Below are 18,562 nucleotides of genomic sequence, written 5' to 3'. Positions count from 1 at the left end.
GCAAACACGTGTTCGATAGTCAAGAGAAAAAAGAACACTTGTTCTGTTTTTGAACAAGTGTTAAACAAATGTATTATATTTGATCTTTTATAAATTGTAATAGATTCTTACTGGAGTTTCCTCTAGAATACATATTCCACTTTGCTGAAAAATCTTTAATTGCGGGAATATTAAAGGAAGCTCTGAGGATTTCATTCAGCAATGACTGACTGTCATAACAGGCTCTTCCCGGTATGACTGAAAGATAATTATCAATCAACCCACGTTCTTCATTATATTTCTTAAAATCATATGTGTAGAAAAGAATCGGCTTATTTAAAATAGAATATTCAAATGGAACGGAAGAGTAGTCAGTGATTAATATGTCTGCCGTTATGAGCAAATCATACAAAGAGTAATCTGAAACATTTTTAATATAATGACTAGAAGAGGTAAAGGCTATATTGATTTGGACTGCGGGATGCAGTTTAACGTATAAAACATATTCTCCGTTTAACTGATGAATGAGTTGCTCTTCGGTTAAAGGCAATTGTATTGCGTTCATATCATAATCTCTAAAAGTCGGTGCGTAGAGAATGATTTTCTTTTTGTTTTTTTGAAAATCAGCATTCTTCTTTTTGCTATCAGTGTAATATGGATCAGTTAAAGGCACACCTGTTCTTAATAATTGATGATCCTTTACTCCAAAAGATTTCTTAAAGATATCTGCCATTTCTTCAGAGCCAACGGTTATATAATCAAAAGACCTGTATACCTTTTTGAACCTTTTCAAATCAGTTTGTGTTCGTTGCAGGTTTGTTATATCCTCTAAACCAAATTTTTTTAAAGAGCCGTTTGCGTGCCAGACTTGGATACACTTGGTTTGAGGCCGTTTATTTAGCACGCTTGTTAACAAGAAGTAATTATCTGTAAGAACGACTTTACTGCTAAACATGAGATAAACGGCTCTAAAAAGATGAAAAGGACTTTTTTCTTTTAAAGAATATGTTTGGATCTGAGAAAATCTCTCGGCTATAGAGGATGCCTGCTGTGTATATAAAATGTTTAAAGTGAATGGGTACTGTTTTCGTTCATATTCCTCCAAAATCGCTTTTGCGTTTGCTTCAAACGAGATAAGCAGTGTTACATTATTCCTTGGTTTAACCCATTGCAGAAAAAAGGCGATTGCTGATAAAAAATACAGATAGCAATTCGCCAATAATGATCTTATTTTCATTTTTATCAATCCACTTGTTTATATATTTTCGTTTATAACTGTTTTGTATGATCTTTTTCAGGTTTCGGATAAAAAGTCTTTCCGGTTTTTTCTTCCTTTAAAACAGCTAAAGCGTATTTTGGAATGCTGAGCATTCTTTTCCAGCGCCATGGATTTGTCACTAAACGATAAAGCCATTCCAAATTTAAACGAATCATCCAGGAAGGAGCCCGTTTGACATTGCCGCTAAACACATCAAAGCTTCCGCCGAGTCCTATTGAAACAGCCTGAGGGAATAAATGTCTGTAGTTATGAATGAAATTTTCCTGATGAGGGTATCCTAATGCTACGAATACCATATCTGGCTTTGCATTTGCAATTTGTTTTGCTACTTTGGCTCTGTCTTGGACATATCCATCTGAATAGCCCGTGATTTGTATATTTGGATATTCAGAAGAAATTTTGGATACGACATTCTCTATAACATTTTTCTTCGCACCGTATAGAAATATACGTTTTTTCTTTTTGTTAGCAATGCCGAGCAACTCTTTAAACACGTCGAATCCTGCGATTCGGGAGTGAAGTCTGCTGTTAGTCAATCGGGACATCATGACTACTCCAATGCCATCAGGCAAAATAAAGTTTGAAGAGGACAATACATTAAAGTAATCTCTATCTTTAATAGCCGCATATCCTATTTCGGGATTTACCGTAGAAATAAATGCCCCGATTTCCTGATCAATATAATGTTGTTCAAGGTGGTTCATGAAGGATGTGAGGTCGCTGTTTACATAAGAAATATGATGAATAGTTTCAGTTTGCATGTCCGGATCCTCCTTCCCTTAATAAAATCTACTTATATAGCTAAAATCCCAAGAGATAAAAAAAACAAAATAACCTACCGTATATTTTAACATAAAACCCGAACAATGGCTTAACATTATCTTTACATTAAATTTAAATATGTTTCCATTTTTACAATTGGATGAACAAATGAACGATAATCCTTGCTACCAAGGGAGTTTTAGTTTGTTTACATATTTTGGATTGTTTTTCTCTGCATGAGCACTTAACCTTTTGTGGGCTGTATGCTATAATTAGTGATCAGTGAAGGCATACGAGAAATATGTCGATATAAGGAATGTAAACAAAATAGTTGCCCAGGGTATTTAGAATTCAATCGCTAACGACGGTAGTGTTTTTAATATTGTTTTTTTAACATTAGGAAGGAGAGTTTCTCTAAATGAAGAAAGTCATCACTTACGGAACTTTTGATTTATTGCATTGGGGTCATATTAAATTGCTTGAACGTGCAAAGCAACTTGGTGATTATTTAGTTGTTGCTATTTCAACGGATGAATTTAACTTACAAAAGCAAAAAAAGGCTTATCATAGCTACGAGCACCGTAAATTAATTTTAGAAACTATTCGGTATGTTGATGAAGTGATTCCTGAAAAAAGCTGGGAACAAAAAAAGCAGGATATTATTGATCATAATATAGATGTTTTTGTTATGGGGGATGACTGGGAAGGTAAATTCGACTTCCTTAAAGATCAGTGTGAGGTTATCTACCTTCCTCGAACTGAAGGCATCTCTACAACAAAGATTAAAGAGGAAATTGCTGGTATATAATTTGGGGTCCTGATATCATTGGCTTAATATCTAAAAAAGTACTTCTTATTGAAATAAGAAGTACTTTTTGATGCTTACATTGATTTTTATACAAATGTATCCGGGAAAGATATCAATTTCAATGAGCATACATTCTAGGAGCCGAAGGGAGTAAGAAATGTCTTTACATGCGGTGAGTGAATTTAATATAAAACAAAAAATACCTGACATGAATTATTATTTTATTTCTGGCGGCCTGCCGAGTAATTACGGAGGTCTGACAAAGTCACTGTTATTGCGCTCAAAATTATTTGGAGAAGAATGTAACAGAAAAACATTTTTTTTAACGTTTCGCTTTGATCTTGAATTGGCTTCTAAAAAGCAGGATTTGTATAAAAACGGTAAGATCGATGAAAAATATACTAGCGTTATAAATCTGTATGATGATTTCTTAAGTGTGAAAACAAATGGGAAAAGATCATATGAGGAAAAATTAGGGCTGGAACAGATAAAAAAACAAGTAGGTATGGGGAAATTCGCCAAAACTGTATCGAGGCTATTTGGCAAAAGAAACAGTGAAATTTCTGTAACTTATTATGCTGACGGTAAGACAATCCGTTATGTTGATTATTGGAATGACAAAAGTCAGCTTATAAAGCGAGAAGAATATACAAAAAACGGCGGTCTAGCACTTGTTACTCATTATGATGAGCAATTAAATAATATGTTTTTGCAGGAATATGTCAATAATAAAAATCAAGTTTATTTAGACAAGCACTATGTATGGAACAGTGAAGAGAAGGATATTCAATTCTCACATTTCACTTGGTATTCTTTAGAGGGCGAGAAAAAAGTTAAAGACGAATCGGAACTGCGTCAATTTTGGATAGATTATTTACAAAATGAAAACGATGTACCGAAGCTGTTCCTAGTTGATAGCCGGCCTCAGGATAAGCATGTTTTCAAAGTGAAGAAATCACCTTCTGCTTATTATGGAGCTATCATTCATAATAAACATTACGGCAATCATAAATACCAAATTAAAGGCCGTTACAAAGAGGTATTCAGTCAAATGTATAATCTGGATGCCATCTTTTTTATAACTGAAGAGCAAATAGACGATTTCAGATTAATCTCAGGAGATCAAGAGACGTTTTTCTTTACTCCGCATACAATTGATAAGCCGCTTAATCCTAATGTATTGAATGTGCCGAGTGAAAAATACAAAGTGGTCATTATTTCAAGACTCGCATCAATGAAGAATCTAACACATGCAGTAAAAGCTTTTAGCTTAGTAGTGAAAGAAATTCCCGAAGCTAAACTAGATATATTCGGATCTGGTGAAGATTTTGAAAAAATAAAAAAAGAGATTGAAGAGCATAAACTTCAGAATAACGTCTTTTTGAAAGGTTATACAAATAATCCGGACTTGGAGTTTCAGAAAGCGTGGCTTACGATATCAACCTCCCACTTTGAAGGATTCGGTCTCTCAAATATGGAGGCGCTAAGCAATGGGTGTCCTGTTGTAACGTATGATTATGATTATGGAGCAAGGAGTCTTGTAACTGACGGTGTCAATGGATATGTCATTGAGCAGTATAATATAGAAAAACTGGCTGAGGGCATCATCGCTTTAATGAGAGATGAAAAAACTCATCAGGAATTCTCAGAACAAGCTTTTAAAATGGCTGAGAAATATTCAAGATCCAACTATATTGGAAATTGGGGTTATGCATTGAACCGAATGATTGAGGTTCGTGAAGAAAAAGCAATGCTCTTTAAAAAGATAGGGAAAAAAGAGCTGCCAATCAGTTCATATACTAAGGATCAGGATAAGGTTGAACTTGAACTTGACCCTCACACTCAGGAAGACTTAGTTAAACAAATAAGCTTAGTGGGCTTGGACAGAAAGAACAAGGCTGAGATTATTAATATTCCCTTACTAAATGACAGTCATTTTAGAATTGACCTGAAAAAAGATATTAATATTGAAAAAATAGCAGCTAACAAGACTCAGGTCATTGATTTTTATATTCGTTTTATTGGAACTAATCATATAAAAATCATGCGCAGGGTTTCGAGTGAAGAAATAAAGTTTGACAGGAATCATGTGATGACGGATCTTGGTTATTGCATAGAACCCTATACAACAGTAAAAGGTAATTTCTCTTGGAAATTAACGGAGCTGAAAGAAGGTTAATACCCTTAAAGGATGCAGTGCTGTTATTGTGAACCTTATATAAGGAAGCAGTAAGGTAAGAGCTTTTATACAGAGGAGCAGACAATAGTAATGAGTGAAAATACTGTGATTAAATGTATTTTGAAAAGCTTGAAAAACAGATTAGGTAAACTGGAATTGTCGATTGTTATTGATACTGAACAACAACTTTTAGAGAATCAAGAATTATTTTTAAAGTTAAAAGAGAGACGTTCAGGTACAGAAGCTGAATTTATGCTTCAAAATACTGAATTATTGGAGTACAAAGCAGATATTGATGTTCATCTTTTGCCTATGCCGCTTGAAATGGGCCAAACGTATGACTTTTATGTAGTATTTGGCGAAAAAAACGAAGATACAGAACCGCAACAGCCGCAAGAAAAGCGTCTTTCTGCTGAAGTAGATACGGTTGAGCTTGCATTTCATATTGATCAAACAACCGAACTTTTGGTTTTACCATATAAAACTGATAAAGGCAATTTTTCAGTAAAGGTAAAAAGGGAAGCCAAAATTGTAAGGTTTGACGACATAGGGATTAATTCTGAAGAAATTACCCTAAAGGGTTATGCGGGTTATCTGAGTTCTGAAAATCAATATCAAATAAAAGACATGAATCTTATCATGAAAAAGGGCGGAGAAACGCCGGTTGAGGAAAAGTTTCCATTGCAGCTTGAAAGAAAAATGCAAGGGATTGACCAAATCAGAGAAGACGGTTTTATGCCGCAATTATATCATTTTGAAGTGAAAGTTCCTTTAAAAGAAATTCCTTTCTCCATCGAAAAACGTTTTGTTTACCGTTTATTTATGGAGTATGTATGTACTGATGAAGAAAAAACGGAAATTGTGTTTAACAGCACTGCTTTGGTTTTAGGGGACCGGAAAAATAAACTAAAAGGTTTAGTGAGCGTTGTGAAATCGGAAAACGGGCCGATTCGTTATGAGATTTTCAAGAAGAAAAAGAAACAAACTGTATGCATCAGAGTCAACGACTATAGCATGAACACAAGGATTAAGTACTTTGTTAAAGGCAAAAAGAAACGGTTTGTATCAAAAATCAAAAAACTAACAAAGTTGAGAAACAGGTTCATCACTAAAACTTACAAATCACTATTTATGATGGCCAGCAAGATGCCCGTTAAACGAAAAACAATTATTTTTGAAAGTTTTAACGGAAAACAATACAGTTGTAGTCCGAGAGCAATTTATGAATATATGCGGGAAAACCATCCTGAGTACAAAATGTACTGGAGTGTAAACAAACAATATTCAGCTCCATTTGATGAAAAGAAAATTCCTTATATCAACCGACTTTCGATAAAATGGCTTTTTGCTATGGCGAGGGCGGAGTACTGGATTGTTAACAGCAGGCTTCCATTATGGATTCCAAAACCTGAACACACGACATATGTACAAACATGGCATGGAACGCCGTTGAAAAGATTGGCAATGGATATGGAAGAAGTGCATATGCCTGGAACAAATACAAAGAAATATAAGAGGAATTTTATAAGGGAAGCTTCTAATTGGGACTATTTAGTTTCCCCTAATGCATATTCATCTGAAATTTTTGCCCGGGCATTTCAGTTTAACAAAACGATGATTGAGTCTGGTTATCCAAGAAATGATTTCCTTCATAATGATAATAATGAAGAAACAATATCAGCGATTAAAAGCAGATTGGACATTCCAAGTGATAAAAAAGTAATTTTATATGCCCCTACATGGAGAGATGATCAATTCTATGCAAAAGGACGCTATAAATTTGACCTTGATTTAGATTTGAATCAGCTAAGACAAGAACTAGGAAATGAATATATCGTTATTTTAAGAATGCATTATCTTGTAGCTGAGAATTTTGATTTGGGGCCTTATGAAGGTTTTGCGTTTGATTTTTCTGCTTATGAGGATATTCGTGAATTGTATATGATTTCTGATTTGCTAATTACTGATTATTCTTCTGTATTCTTTGATTATGCAAATTTAAAACGGCCAATGCTTTTCTTTGTACCTGATATTGAAACTTATCGTGATAAGCTGAGAGGTTTCTACTTTGATTTTGAAAAGGATGCACCGGGTCCATTAGTGAAAACAACTGAAGAAACCATTGAGGCTATTAAGGAAATTGCATCACCTGATTACGAATTACCAATTTCATTCGGACCTTTCTATGATAAGTTCTGTTACTTAGAATCAGGACGTTCATCTGAAAAAGTAGTAAATACTGTATTTAGAGCAGAGTAAATTCTGGTATTTTTTAAGATCTGAAAGCTGTCGAAGTCTCGGCAGCTTTTTGACACTTATTGAGAAGTGAAAAAAAATGCAGGATCTGTTACAATTATCAGCGGTGCTTTCAATTTCTTAAACAGAAAGATTTCCAAAAATCAACTAAGTCTAAGGAAGATAAAAAATGAATGATTTATTGCGAATACTGAGAGAGCAAATAACGTCATTTCCTTTAATTTTAAGATTGGCGGCTTATGAAACGAAATCTAAATATCAAATGAATTACTTGGGTGTTCTTTGGCAGTTTTTAAACCCGCTTATCCAAATGCTTGCCTACTGGTTTGTATTTGGCATGGGAATTAGAAAAGGGGGGCCTGTTGCGACCGCAGCCGGTGAAGTGCCTTTTATTGTTTGGATGCTGGCAGGATTAATTCCCTGGTTTTTCATCAGTCCAACTATACTAGATGGCTCAAATAGTGTATTTAAGCGGATTAAGATGGTAGCTAAAATGAATTTTCCGATTAGTTCTCTGCCTTCAGTCGCCATTGCTTCCAACTTATTTAGCTATTTTATTATGATGGTGGTTTTTATCATTGTACTGTTAGTTAACGGAATATATCCAAGTTTGCATTGGTTACAATATATTTACTACTTTATTTGCTTGATTGCCTTTATGTTTTCTTTTAGTTTGTTTAATTCAACAATCAGCGTGCTGGTAAGGGATTATCAGTTTTTACTTCAAGCTGTAACAAGGCTTTTGTTTTTCTTGTTACCAATTTTTTGGGATATTAATTCGAAACTCGGTCAGAATCATCCCGAATTATTACCTGTTTTGAAGCTGAATCCGCTTTTCTATATTATTGAGGGTTTCCGGAACAGCTTCTTAGACGGCCAATGGTTCTTCCAAGACATAAAATACACGCTGTATTTCTGGCTGTTCACTTTTCTTTTATTAACAGTAGGTTCTATCTTGCACATGAAATTCAGAGACAAGTTTGTTGACTTTCTTTAATACGTAAGGAGATTGTACGATGAAACTAAAAGTTTCGTTTCGAAATGTTTCAAAGCAGTATCATTTGTATAAAAAACAATCGGACAAGATTAAAGGATTGTTTTTTCCGGCTAAGGATAATGGTTTTTTTGCTGTGCGGAATGTCTCCTTTGACGTGTATGAGGGAGAAACAATCGGCTTTGTAGGGATAAACGGGTCGGGGAAATCGACCATGTCTAACCTGCTGGCTAAAATTATTCCGCCGACCAGCGGTGAAATTGAAATGAACGGCCAGCCGTCGCTGATTGCGATTGCGGCCGGTTTAAATAATCAATTAACGGGCCGGGACAACGTCCGGCTCAAGTGTTTGATGATGGGTCTAACAAACAAAGAAATTGATGACATGTATGACAGTATCGTTGAATTTGCGGAGATTGGCGATTTTATTAATCAACCGGTTAAAAACTATTCCAGCGGGATGAAATCGCGTCTCGGTTTCGCGATTTCCGTTCATATTGATCCGGATATTTTAATTATTGATGAAGCGCTCTCCGTAGGAGACCAAACGTTTTATCAGAAATGTGTAGACAGAATTAATGAGTTTAAAAAACAAGGCAAAACCATTTTCTTTGTCAGCCATTCCATTGGCCAGATTGAGAAAATGTGTGACCGCGTTGCTTGGATGCATTACGGCGAACTTCGGATGTTTGATGATACAAAAACCGTTGTGAAAGAGTACAAAGCATTTATTGACTGGTTTAATAAGCTCTCGAAAAAAGAAAAAGAAACATATAAAAAAGAGCAGACGGAAGAGCGCAAGAAAGAAGATCCTGAAGCTTTTGCCCGTTTCCGCAAAAAGAAGAAAAAGCCAAAATCACTGGCCAACGCAGTACAAATTGCGATTTTATCTATCTTGTTAGTTTTTGTTGCGGGCACGATGTTCTTTGATGCCCCGCTTCGAACGATTGCCTCGTTTGGCGCAATTCCGCAGAATGAAGTCAAGAATCATCATAGCGATGCAAAGGGCAAGATGGAGGAAAGCCTAACTGCAATGAATAAAAAAGGCTTTATAGCTGATGAAGAAGTGACAGTCTATAAAGACCTAGATCTGAAAAAGAAGGCCAGTGTTACACTGCCTTTTGGTACTGCAGTGACGGTAAGCGCAAAAGGCAAACAAGCAGCAAAGGTTAAGTTTCAAGGACATTCTTATTTTGTGAAGCAGAATGCTGTTGCGACTGATGTGAAGAAGGCGGAATTGCCGGCTTCTGCTTTTACACCCCATGTCCAGCAAAACGCAGCAGCTTCCTATGAATACTTCCTAAAGTTCCTCGGAGACAGCAGTGACGGTATTCAATCGAAACTGAACGGCTTTACAGAAGGAGAAACAGCTGACGGCAGAAAGACTTTGGATTTTGATTATGAAAAGATCAGCTATGTATTGGAAGATAATAAAGCTTCACAGCTTATCTTTCACAACATTTCTCCCGTTACTCCAGCGTCATTATCATTAAGTGATGGAGATGTATTGTATGACAGCAGCAAGAATCGTTTTCTTGTGAATACAGCAAATCAGATCTTTGCAGTTGATAATGAAGAGCATACGCTGACCTTGATGTCGAAATAATAAAAAGGCTATTGGATGGATGTCCAATAGCCTTTTATGTTTAGATTTCTTCTTTGTTTAATAAGTTTTCCATGAATGGAACGAGCTGTCCGCGGAGTTCTTTATCTTGCATCGCAAATTCAAGAGTTGTTGTGATAAAACCAAGCTTTTCACCAACATCATAGCGTTTGCCTTCAAAATCGTAAGCAAACACTCAATATCATTCAGCTTTTGGATGGCGTCTGTCAGCTGAATTTCTCCACCTGCGCCAACCTGCTGCTCCTCTAAGTACATGATGATCTCAGGTGTGAATACGTAACGGCCTAAGATGGCAAGGTTAGAAGGTGCTGTGCCTTTTGGCGGTTTCTCAACGAAGTTTATCACCTGGTAACGGCGGCCTTCACTTGTTTTCACCCATTAATTATCGCAATCCTAGTGTTTCTACCTGAACAATATCGTTTCCAAGCAAGCAAACGGCTCATATCGGATAAAGTTGCACGAGCACCAGACAGTGCGTCCGAGTCCTTTAGTCTCCTTCAGGCGGATATTAGTGACTGTCAGCCAGATTAGAAGCATTTTTCACTTTTTCAAGAAGTTCGGTTTTTCCTTTATCTAATTGATGAATGGGTTTCCTTTTGTATTGTATCAACCCTCCTTTTCATCTAGATGTCTATAAAAAACACGTCTCATTCGTATAGTTTGATTAAAGTCTCTTTGCCTGAAGACATTTTACTCACAAAAATTTTTTGGGACTTTTAACATTCACATTACAATTCCTTCACGTTTTGACGATGAATTAATATGAGGAGGGCTTACAAAATAAACGATGCAGCAGAAAGAGAATCGTTTTACTCAAAAATGCGACAAAAGAATCGATTATTCCCAAAAAGAAAACTTGTTATAATGAGTATGAATGAGACATTAGGCCTGAAAAATTTATACATAACGTAGATACCAAAAAATGCTGATGATTGACATTTTTAAAGAGCCTTAACTTTTATAGGAACTTATGCTATTATTGTTCATTATTAATGGTTCGTAAGAAATATGTCAAAATGATAAAAAATCTGTTAGGTTTTTGGTTTTTTTCTGGTACTCTCAGTTGAAAACGGTTGGAAGGTGATGTTATCTAATGAAGGAAGTGATAACGTACGAATATTTGATTTATTTCACTACGGACATATGAAGTTGCTGGGAAGAGGGAAAAATCAGGGTGATTTCTTAATCGTAGGATTGTTTACAGATTGAATTCAATCTGCAAAAACAAAAAAAATTATACTATTCTTATGAACATGGGAAATTCATTTTGGAAACAATCGATTTTGTTAATGAAGTCATTCCCGAAAAAAACTGGGAACAAAAAATATCTGATATTAAAAAGTATAATATAGATACATTCGTCATCGGTGATGAATGGAAAGGGAAATTTGTTTTTAAAAACAGAAGGCATCTCAACTATCCAAAGCAAAAAAGACATGGCTAGTTTATAGATGCACTAATTAAAAGAGGCTTGAAAAATAAATTCAGTTGCTTCTTTTTTTCTTGTTTGCGCAAATATAAATCTTCACTCTTTAAGGAGTTAATGACGAAATCTTTTATTATAACCAAATGCAGAAGTTTAATAGTTAGGACTTATTCAGTTCTGTTTAAGATATTTGCTCTTCTGCCGAGAGAAACAATAAATTAATTTTATTTGAAAGCTATTCTTGGAAAACAGTTTAGCTACAATCCCCGAGCAATTTAAGACGGAACCACAACTGAAAAGTATAAACAGAATTTTGTGCAGGAAGCCAGCAAATGGAATTATTTAATTTCCCCAAATCATACTCCACTGAGATTTTTAAAAGGGCATTTTAATTCAAAAAACAAATTTTGAAAACTGGTTATCCGCGACATGACATTATTTATTCTGTAAATAAAGCATCATTAATCAAAAAGATAAAACAAGAGTTAGGATTGGTGCATATAAAAAAATTATTTTATATGCACCAACTTGGAGGGAGAATGAATTTAAGAAAGTTGGCCAGTATAAATTTAAATTTCAATTTGATTTATAGGAAATGAAGAGGAAACTTGGGACTCTATGATTATTCTTCTAAAAATGGCATTATTTCAAAACAATTTAATTTAGGAAAATATAAAGATTTTGTTAAAGATCTCTCTTGATTTACGGATTATTCTTCTATCTTTTTTGATTATATGAATCTAAAAAAACATTGTTTTTTTGTATATGATCTTCCGGCTATTGAGACTCCATCAGAGGTTGTTACTTTAATTTTTCAACAGCGCCAGGAAACTTGGTTTAAACAAGTGAAGAACTTATAAAAACAGTAAAAGAGTTGTTACTTAATTCTTATATAGGTCATAACAATGAGGATTTTTATAATGAATTTTGTAATTTAGAAGGTGGCAAGGCTTCTAAAAGAGTAATTGAAACGATCCTTTAACTTCTAAATAAAGAGGTACTAACATGTTTTCTATCATAATACCAATATATAATTCTGAGTATTATTTAAGGGACTCAATAGAGAGTGTCATTAACCAGTCAATTGGATTTAAAGAAAATATAGAACTGATATTAATAGATGATGGCAGCGTTGACAGCAGTCCTCAAATTTGTGAATTCTTTAAAAATCTATACCCTAATAATATTAAAATCTTGAGAATTGAAAATTCCGGACCTTCTACTGCAAGAAATTGTGGGTTATCAAATGTGAGTGAAAAATCTAAGATCATTGGTTTTCTTGATTCAGACGATGCGTTCTCTCAAAATGCGCTGCAAAGTGTTTATAATTTTTTTTGTGATTCCGAAGATGTAAATGTTGCGGTATTACCTGTTTATTACACAGGTGAAAAAGAAGGCGAACATAAATTAAATAATAGATTTGAAAAAGGAACAAGGGTTATAAATATTCTCAACGATTATAAGGCTATTCATTTTTATATTGGCGGCACTTTTTACAGAAGACATATACTAAATAGTACCGCCCTGTTTGATGAATCTATAAAGTTTTGGGAAGACGCTATCTTTTTTAACAAGTTATTGCTGAAAGAAAAAAGATACGGAGCAGTCGCAGAAGGAAAGTATTTTTATAGAAAACGAAAAGAACAGAACTCATTAGTTGATCGTTCATGGTTTAACAAAAAAAGGTACACATATTTGTTGAATGAGTGTTACATGACTTTGTTGATGGATTCAATAAAAAAATATGATATAGTTCTGCCTTATTTGCAATTTTTAATTGTATATCATATGAAACTGTTTTTATATCCCAACTATAGAGATATTTATAAATCCGTTTTAGATCAACAAGAACAAAAAGTTTTTGTTGATGACTTTATTAAAATTTTAAAATTTATTGATCCGCAATTTATAAAAGAACAAGATATGCCAATGTACTATAAAGAATTTATGTTTCACTTATTAGAAGCAAATATAGAACCTCTTGAAAATATAAAAAAAGAAAGAGTATTACAAAGTTCATGTACTGTTACTTCGACAAAAATAAAAGGGCTTAGACTTGAATTAACAGGGCACTTTATTAACCAGTATTATGAGATGAAAGAAAATGACAGAGTATATATAAAATATTTTAATAGATTAAAAAAATGCAAAAGAGAAGAACTTAAAAAAACAATTGAAGTATGGGGATATAAATTAAGAGATTTTAGACATGCTGGCTTTGTTGTTGAGATACCAATTTGGGCCTTTGCATTTGATTTTGTCCTAAAAACACCAAATGATGCTTTAGAACTTAACCATGTAAACATTTTTAAAAGTTTATTTACAAGGATTTTTAAAAAATAGGTAAGGAATGCTTTTCGTAAATTTTACTAAATTAATCATGTTTTTCAAAAGTTCTCTTTGTTTTTTACATTTAATTACCCGGATTCTTATTCATATAAACATTTTGTTAGGAGCAATCTTTTATGAACGAAAAGAGTTTTAACTATGATTTCAGTGTTATAATGCCGATTTATAATGTTGAGTTATATCTAACTGATGCTATAGAAAGCGTTATTAACCAGACTATAGGTTTCGAGAATATTCAGTTAATACTTGTGAATGATGATAGCCCAGATAAAAGTGAAGTCATTTGTAAAGAATATGCTCAAAAATATCCAAAAAACATTGTATATGTAAAGAAACAGAATGGCGGAGTGAGCAGTGCTCGAAATTATGGTTTAAAGTATGCTGAAGGAAGATATATTCAATTTTTGGATCCGGATGATTTAGTTTCAGAAGAAACATTCGAAAATGTTTTAACCTTCTTTAACCAACATAAGAATCAAATTGATATTGTAGCAATCCCTATTTTTTTTGAAGAAGGAAGAACTGGAGAACATAATCTAAATAATAAGTTTTCTTCTACGAGAATATTGGATGTAGAAAAAGAACCACATCATATATTAACTCATTGCTGTTCTACATTTATACAAAAAGATGCCTTGAAAAATATCAGGTTTGATGAAAATTGTAAAATAGGTGAAGATGCCAAACTAGTTAATTTAATTATATCGCACAAGAAAAAGTATGGTCTGGTTAAAGAGGCAAAATACCATTATAGAGTTAGAGAAGATGGATCGTCTGCCATGCAGACTGCTAAAGCAAATAAGAATTGGTTTAACCATTCACTTATCACTTTCTCTAAGAATTTAATCGATATCACCCAGAATAATGAACAGAAAATACCTTTGTTTCTTCAATACATGGTTATGCATGATTTGAAGTGGAAATTATTGATTAAGGATATTAGTGAAACACCTTTAGATGAAAATGAATACTGCGAGTTTTTAACATTGATTCGAGAGGTATTATCGTATATTGACGACGATGTCATCATTGATACAAAAAGCGTCAGCCATTTCTATCTATATCATGCTTTAAAAATAAAACACGGTGAAAATTATAGTAGGTATGTATATGAAAGAGAAACTGAACAGGATTATTATTTATACAGAGAAGGACAAATTGTTTCGAAATTATCGGATCAAACACTAACTATTGAGATTTTAGAAGAAAATGAGGATTATGTTCACATAGAAGGTTTTTGGAGCTCTCTGTTTAATTCTAAAGGTTTTAATTTATATGCTAAAATTGGAGAAACAAAAATAAAAGCAAAGAATATAAAAAGACAGCATAATGATTATATAAGTTTAGGAGAAGTAATAAAAAAATATCCTGGTTTCTCTATAGATATTCCCAAAAGCTATCTAGCAGACAATCAGCATATCGAATTTTTTATAACAAAGGGTAAAAAAAGAAAGATGACAAAACTTCGCTTTTTCAAGTATTCAGGTTTGTCAAATGTTCTATATAATTCTTATGCAGCTAAAAAAGATTATATCTTTTATTATAATTATAAAAAATTAATGTTCGAAAAAAACAATGTTAAAAATAGATTTATAAAAGAGTTTCGTTTCTTAAAATCCCTTCATAAATCAGGTGGGAAATCAAAGAAACGAAAATCAGCTATTAAGAAGGCAATGGTAGCAAGGATGGCACACCATGTTTTTACTATATTTAACAGAAAACCAGTATGGTTATTCATAGACAGACAAGATAAAGCTGATGATAATGCCGAGCACCTCTTTAAATATGCAATCAACAAGAATGATGGGGTAAAAAAATACTTTGTAATAAAAAAAGATAGCAAGGATTATGACAGAATTAAAAAATACGGAAAGGTTATACCATACAGATCTTTTAGACATAAAATTTTAACCTTATCCTCTTCCAAGGTAATATCGACACATGCAGATATATGGGTTGTAAATCCATTTTTCAATATGGAGATTTATTTTAGAGATTTATTTAATTTTGAGTTTGTCTTTTTACAGCATGGAATAACAATGGCAGATCATTCTGAATGGTTAAACAAATACAGTAAGAATATCAAATTATTAGTCACTTCAGCGAAACCTGAATATCGGTCTATTGTGAAAGGAAATTACAATTATAAAAAAGAAAATATCTTTTTGGGTGGATTTCCGAGATACGATAATCTTAAGAAGAGTGAAGGGGAAAAGCAGCTTCTAATAATGCCTACATGGAGAAAAGATATTGTATTACCTAAAGATCAGGCAAAAGGAGTAAGACCGTACAATCCGAAATTTAAAGAAAGTGAATACTTTGCTAGGTATAATGCTTTGATTAATGATGAACGGCTAATCGAATTTGCTAAGAATAATAATTATAAGATAACCTTTTTCCCGCACCCGGACATTCAACAACAGATGGTAGATTTTGAAAAGCACGATTATGTAGAGTTTGCAGATTATAATAGCAGCTATCAAATGTTATTTAATTCTTCTAATATAATGATTACTGATTTTTCATCCGTTGCATTTGATTTTGCATACGAGAAAAAGCCTGTGATCTATTATCAATACGAAAACTCATACCATTTTAAACTTGATTACTATGATTATAAGAAAATGGGCTTTGGTGATGTAATAGAAGATCATAATAGTTTAGTTGATAAAGTTATCTATTATATGAAAAATGATAGTCGTATGGAAGATAAGTATAGAAAAAGAGTAGATAACTTTTTTGCATATACTGATAAAAATAATCGGAATCGTATTTATAATGCTATTTTGCAATTAGACAAAAGTAAAGTTGCTAAATAAGCTTGGTTTTGCTCTATATTGACACTTCAAAATGTTGGGAGAAGTTCTGCGGAACTTCTCTTTACTTTTTAAAAGTGAAAAAACTTAACATTTGTTACAATATTCACCGGTGCTTTCAAATTTCTTTTCAAGACATTTTTGATGAGATCGTTCTTCAGGCCATCAATCATGACATGGTGGGCGGACGTTGTCCTATGCCGATTCCACTCACCTTAAAGTCAATGCCAATAAGCATAAATACACTAGAAAAACGATTGAACAGGATATACAAAACTATATCAAAGATTTAAATGAAGCCATCCAAGAAGGTCGGGAGGAACACGGAAAAAAGCCACTGATGGCCAAAGAGGAGGTTAGAGCTGAAAAAGAGATCCTCCAAAGTACAACTGATCCGGATAGTGGATATCTGTATCGGGAAAACAAACGCATAACTGATATGAAATACAACATGATCACCGATGCCTATGTTACACCTGGAAATGTCCATGAATCTGTGCCTTAGTCTTGACTGGTTAGATCACCAAATCGCACGATTTGGTTTTCAAGTAGAAGCCGTCGCCCTTGATTCCGGATATTTAACGATTCCGATCTGTAAAGGATTATCTGAACGGCAAATCTTTGGTGTGATTGCACATAGACGTTATCACTCTGCCATAGGCTTGTTTCTAAAATTGAAATTTCATTATGACAGTGAACAAGACAGATACATTTGTCCAAATCAAAAAACACTTACATACTCAACAACTGACTGAAAAGGCTACCGGTCATATAAATCAGATCCTGAAACCTGTTCCGGATGCCCATTGCTTGAACAATGCACAAGATCAAAGAATAGCCAGAAGATCCACCCGACATGTATGGGAGGACCACAAATAAAAGGTCAGACAAAATCGTGTGTCTGTTTCAGGAAAAAACCTCTACAAAAAAGAAAAGAAAAAATAGAACGCAGCTTTGCAGATTCAAAACAGCTGCACGGGCTTCGCTATTGCTGGTTGAGGGGAAAACGGAATGTGAGGCGAACAATTTCTCCTCACAGCCACATGCCAGAACATGAAGAAGATTGCCATCTACCTAGCCAAGCAGGGCTAGGTAGATGGGGGCTCTATTTCTGTTTTTGAAATCAGCTGAAAATCTAAAGAAACATTACAAAACAAAAAAGCTTGTAGAAAAAACATCGTTTTCTCTACAAGCTTTTTTGTTTAGATTTCTTCTTTGTTTAATAAGTTTTCCATGAATGGAACGAGCTGTCCGCGGAGTTCTTTATCTTGCATCGCAAATTCAAGAGTTGTTGTGATAAAACCAAGCTTTTCACCAACATCATAGCGCTTGCCTTCAAAATCGTAAGCAAACACTCTTTGAATTTCATTCAGCTTTTGAATGGCGTCTGTCAGCTGAATTTCTCCGCCTGCGCCAACCTGCTGTTCCTCTAAGTACATAAAGATCTCAGGCGTAAATACGTAACGTCCTAAGATGGCAAGGTTAGAAGGTGCTGTGCCTTTAGACGGCTTCTCAACAAAGTTTTTCACCTGGTAACGGCGGCCTTCACTTGTCAGTGGATCGATAATACCGTAGCGGTGAGTTTCTTCTTCAGGCACTTGCTGAACACCTATAATAGAAGAAAGTGTTCTTTCATACTCATCCATTAACTGGCGCAATCCTGGTTTTTCCGCCTGAACAATATCGTCTCCAAGCAGAACCGCAAAAGGCTCATCGCCGATAAAGTTACGCGCGCACCACACAGCATGTCCAAGTCCTTTAGGCTCTTTTTGGCGGATGTAGTGGATGTCAGCCAGATTGGAAGATTTTTTCACTTTTTCAAGGAGTTCGATCTTTCCTTTTTCTTCAAGGTTTCTTTCAAGCTCAGGAGAGTAATCAAAATGATCCTCAATCGCACGCTTGCTTTTGCCTGTTACAATAATAATGTCCTCAATACCGGACTCAACAGCTTCTTCAATTATGTATTGAATGGTTGGCTTATCTACGATAGGAAGCATTTCTTTCGGCATTGCTTTCGTAGCCGGAAGAAAACGCGTTCCTAGTCCTGCTGCTGGAATTATCGCTTTACGTACTTTTTTCATTTAAAGGCA

14 protein-coding genes and 2 pseudogenes are annotated in these 18,562 nt (G+C 34.2%); 12 read left to right on the top strand and 4 right to left on the bottom strand.

Annotated features, from left to right (window positions below):
* Positions 1–73 precede the first annotated feature (73 nt).
* Both P3L57_RS17775 and P3L57_RS17770 read right to left on the bottom strand, forming a co-directional pair.
* A complete protein-coding gene (locus P3L57_RS17775) occupies positions 74–1,216 on the bottom strand; it encodes a CDP-glycerol glycerophosphotransferase family protein (RefSeq protein WP_069486834.1) in 1,143 nt (380 codons plus the stop codon).
* Positions 1,217–1,248: 32 nt separating this feature from the next.
* Positions 1,249–2,019, bottom strand: coding sequence for a WecB/TagA/CpsF family glycosyltransferase (locus P3L57_RS17770; protein WP_044159538.1), 771 nt, complete (start codon positions 2,017–2,019; stop codon positions 1,249–1,251).
* A gap of 419 nt (positions 2,020–2,438) precedes the next feature.
* Between P3L57_RS17770 and tagD the strand changes: the two genes are divergently transcribed.
* The 5 genes from tagD to tagH all read left to right on the top strand — a co-directional run bounded on the left by tagD (position 2,439) and on the right by tagH (position 9,863).
* Positions 2,439–2,828, top strand: coding sequence for a glycerol-3-phosphate cytidylyltransferase (gene tagD, locus P3L57_RS17765; protein WP_010332101.1), 390 nt, complete (start codon positions 2,439–2,441; stop codon positions 2,826–2,828).
* Positions 2,829–2,985: 157 nt separating this feature from the next.
* Positions 2,986–5,007 carry an alpha-glucosyltransferase N-terminal domain-containing protein gene (locus tag P3L57_RS17760; RefSeq protein ID WP_069486835.1) on the top strand — a complete coding sequence of 674 codons (2,022 nt, stop codon included), beginning with the start codon at positions 2,986–2,988 and terminating at the stop codon, positions 5,005–5,007.
* A gap of 90 nt (positions 5,008–5,097) precedes the next feature.
* Entirely contained in the window at positions 5,098–7,266 is a 2,169-nt protein-coding gene (gene tagF, locus P3L57_RS17755) for a teichoic acid poly(glycerol phosphate) polymerase (RefSeq protein ID WP_069486836.1), read from the top strand.
* A 166-nt stretch (positions 7,267–7,432) separates the two neighbouring features.
* A complete protein-coding gene (gene tagG, locus P3L57_RS17750; protein ID WP_044159528.1) occupies positions 7,433–8,260 on the top strand; it encodes a teichoic acids export ABC transporter permease subunit TagG in 828 nt (275 codons plus the stop codon).
* A gap of 19 nt (positions 8,261–8,279) precedes the next feature.
* Positions 8,280–9,863, top strand: a complete 1,584-nt coding sequence (gene tagH / locus P3L57_RS17745) for a teichoic acids export ABC transporter ATP-binding subunit TagH (protein ID WP_069486837.1) — start codon at positions 8,280–8,282, stop codon at positions 9,861–9,863.
* A gap of 40 nt (positions 9,864–9,903) precedes the next feature.
* On the opposite strand, the pseudogene P3L57_RS17740 reads toward tagH, so the two are convergent.
* Positions 9,904–10,455: pseudogene (locus tag P3L57_RS17740) on the bottom strand (sugar phosphate nucleotidyltransferase); the annotation flags it as partial.
* Positions 10,456–10,974: 519 nt separating this feature from the next.
* Here P3L57_RS17740 and P3L57_RS17735 point away from each other — a divergent pair.
* From P3L57_RS17735 to P3L57_RS20775, 7 genes and pseudogenes are all read left to right on the top strand, one after another.
* Positions 10,975–11,332 (top strand): annotated as a pseudogene (locus tag P3L57_RS17735) (adenylyltransferase/cytidyltransferase family protein).
* A 432-nt stretch (positions 11,333–11,764) separates the two neighbouring features.
* Positions 11,765–11,899: a CDP-glycerol glycerophosphotransferase family protein gene (locus tag P3L57_RS20670; protein WP_320109128.1), complete on the top strand. Its 135-nt coding sequence runs from the start codon at positions 11,765–11,767 to the stop codon at positions 11,897–11,899.
* A gap of 142 nt (positions 11,900–12,041) precedes the next feature.
* Positions 12,042–12,167: a hypothetical protein gene (locus tag P3L57_RS17725; RefSeq protein ID WP_232460823.1), complete on the top strand. Its 126-nt coding sequence runs from the start codon at positions 12,042–12,044 to the stop codon at positions 12,165–12,167.
* Between the two features lie 145 nt (positions 12,168–12,312).
* Positions 12,313–13,650, top strand: a complete 1,338-nt coding sequence (locus tag P3L57_RS17720; RefSeq protein ID WP_069486839.1) for a glycosyltransferase family 2 protein — start codon at positions 12,313–12,315, stop codon at positions 13,648–13,650.
* 122 nt (positions 13,651–13,772) lie between these two features.
* Entirely contained in the window at positions 13,773–16,475 is a 2,703-nt protein-coding gene (gene ggaB / locus P3L57_RS17715; protein WP_069486840.1) for a poly(glucosyl N-acetylgalactosamine 1-phosphate) glucosyltransferase, read from the top strand.
* Between the two features lie 187 nt (positions 16,476–16,662).
* Positions 16,663–16,977 (top strand): hypothetical protein, encoded by a 315-nt coding sequence (locus P3L57_RS20780; RefSeq protein WP_083244494.1) that lies wholly within the window; start codon positions 16,663–16,665, stop codon positions 16,975–16,977.
* Between the two features lie 301 nt (positions 16,978–17,278).
* Positions 17,279–17,593: a transposase gene (locus P3L57_RS20775; RefSeq protein WP_083244495.1), complete on the top strand. Its 315-nt coding sequence runs from the start codon at positions 17,279–17,281 to the stop codon at positions 17,591–17,593.
* An 81-nt stretch (positions 17,594–17,674) separates the two neighbouring features.
* On the opposite strand, the gene galU is transcribed toward P3L57_RS20775, so the two are convergent.
* Positions 17,675–18,553 carry a UTP--glucose-1-phosphate uridylyltransferase GalU gene (gene galU, locus P3L57_RS17705; protein WP_044159515.1) on the bottom strand — a complete coding sequence of 293 codons (879 nt, stop codon included), beginning with the start codon at positions 18,551–18,553 and terminating at the stop codon, positions 17,675–17,677.
* Positions 18,554–18,562: the final 9 nt, after the last annotated feature.

It is taken from the genome of Bacillus sp. B28 (assembly GCF_029536185.1).
GTDB classification, from domain to species: Bacteria; Bacillota; Bacilli; order Bacillales; family Bacillaceae; genus Bacillus; species Bacillus halotolerans.
The sequence above is the reverse complement of the archived record's forward strand: the minus strand, read 5'-3'. Positions and strand labels throughout refer to the sequence as shown.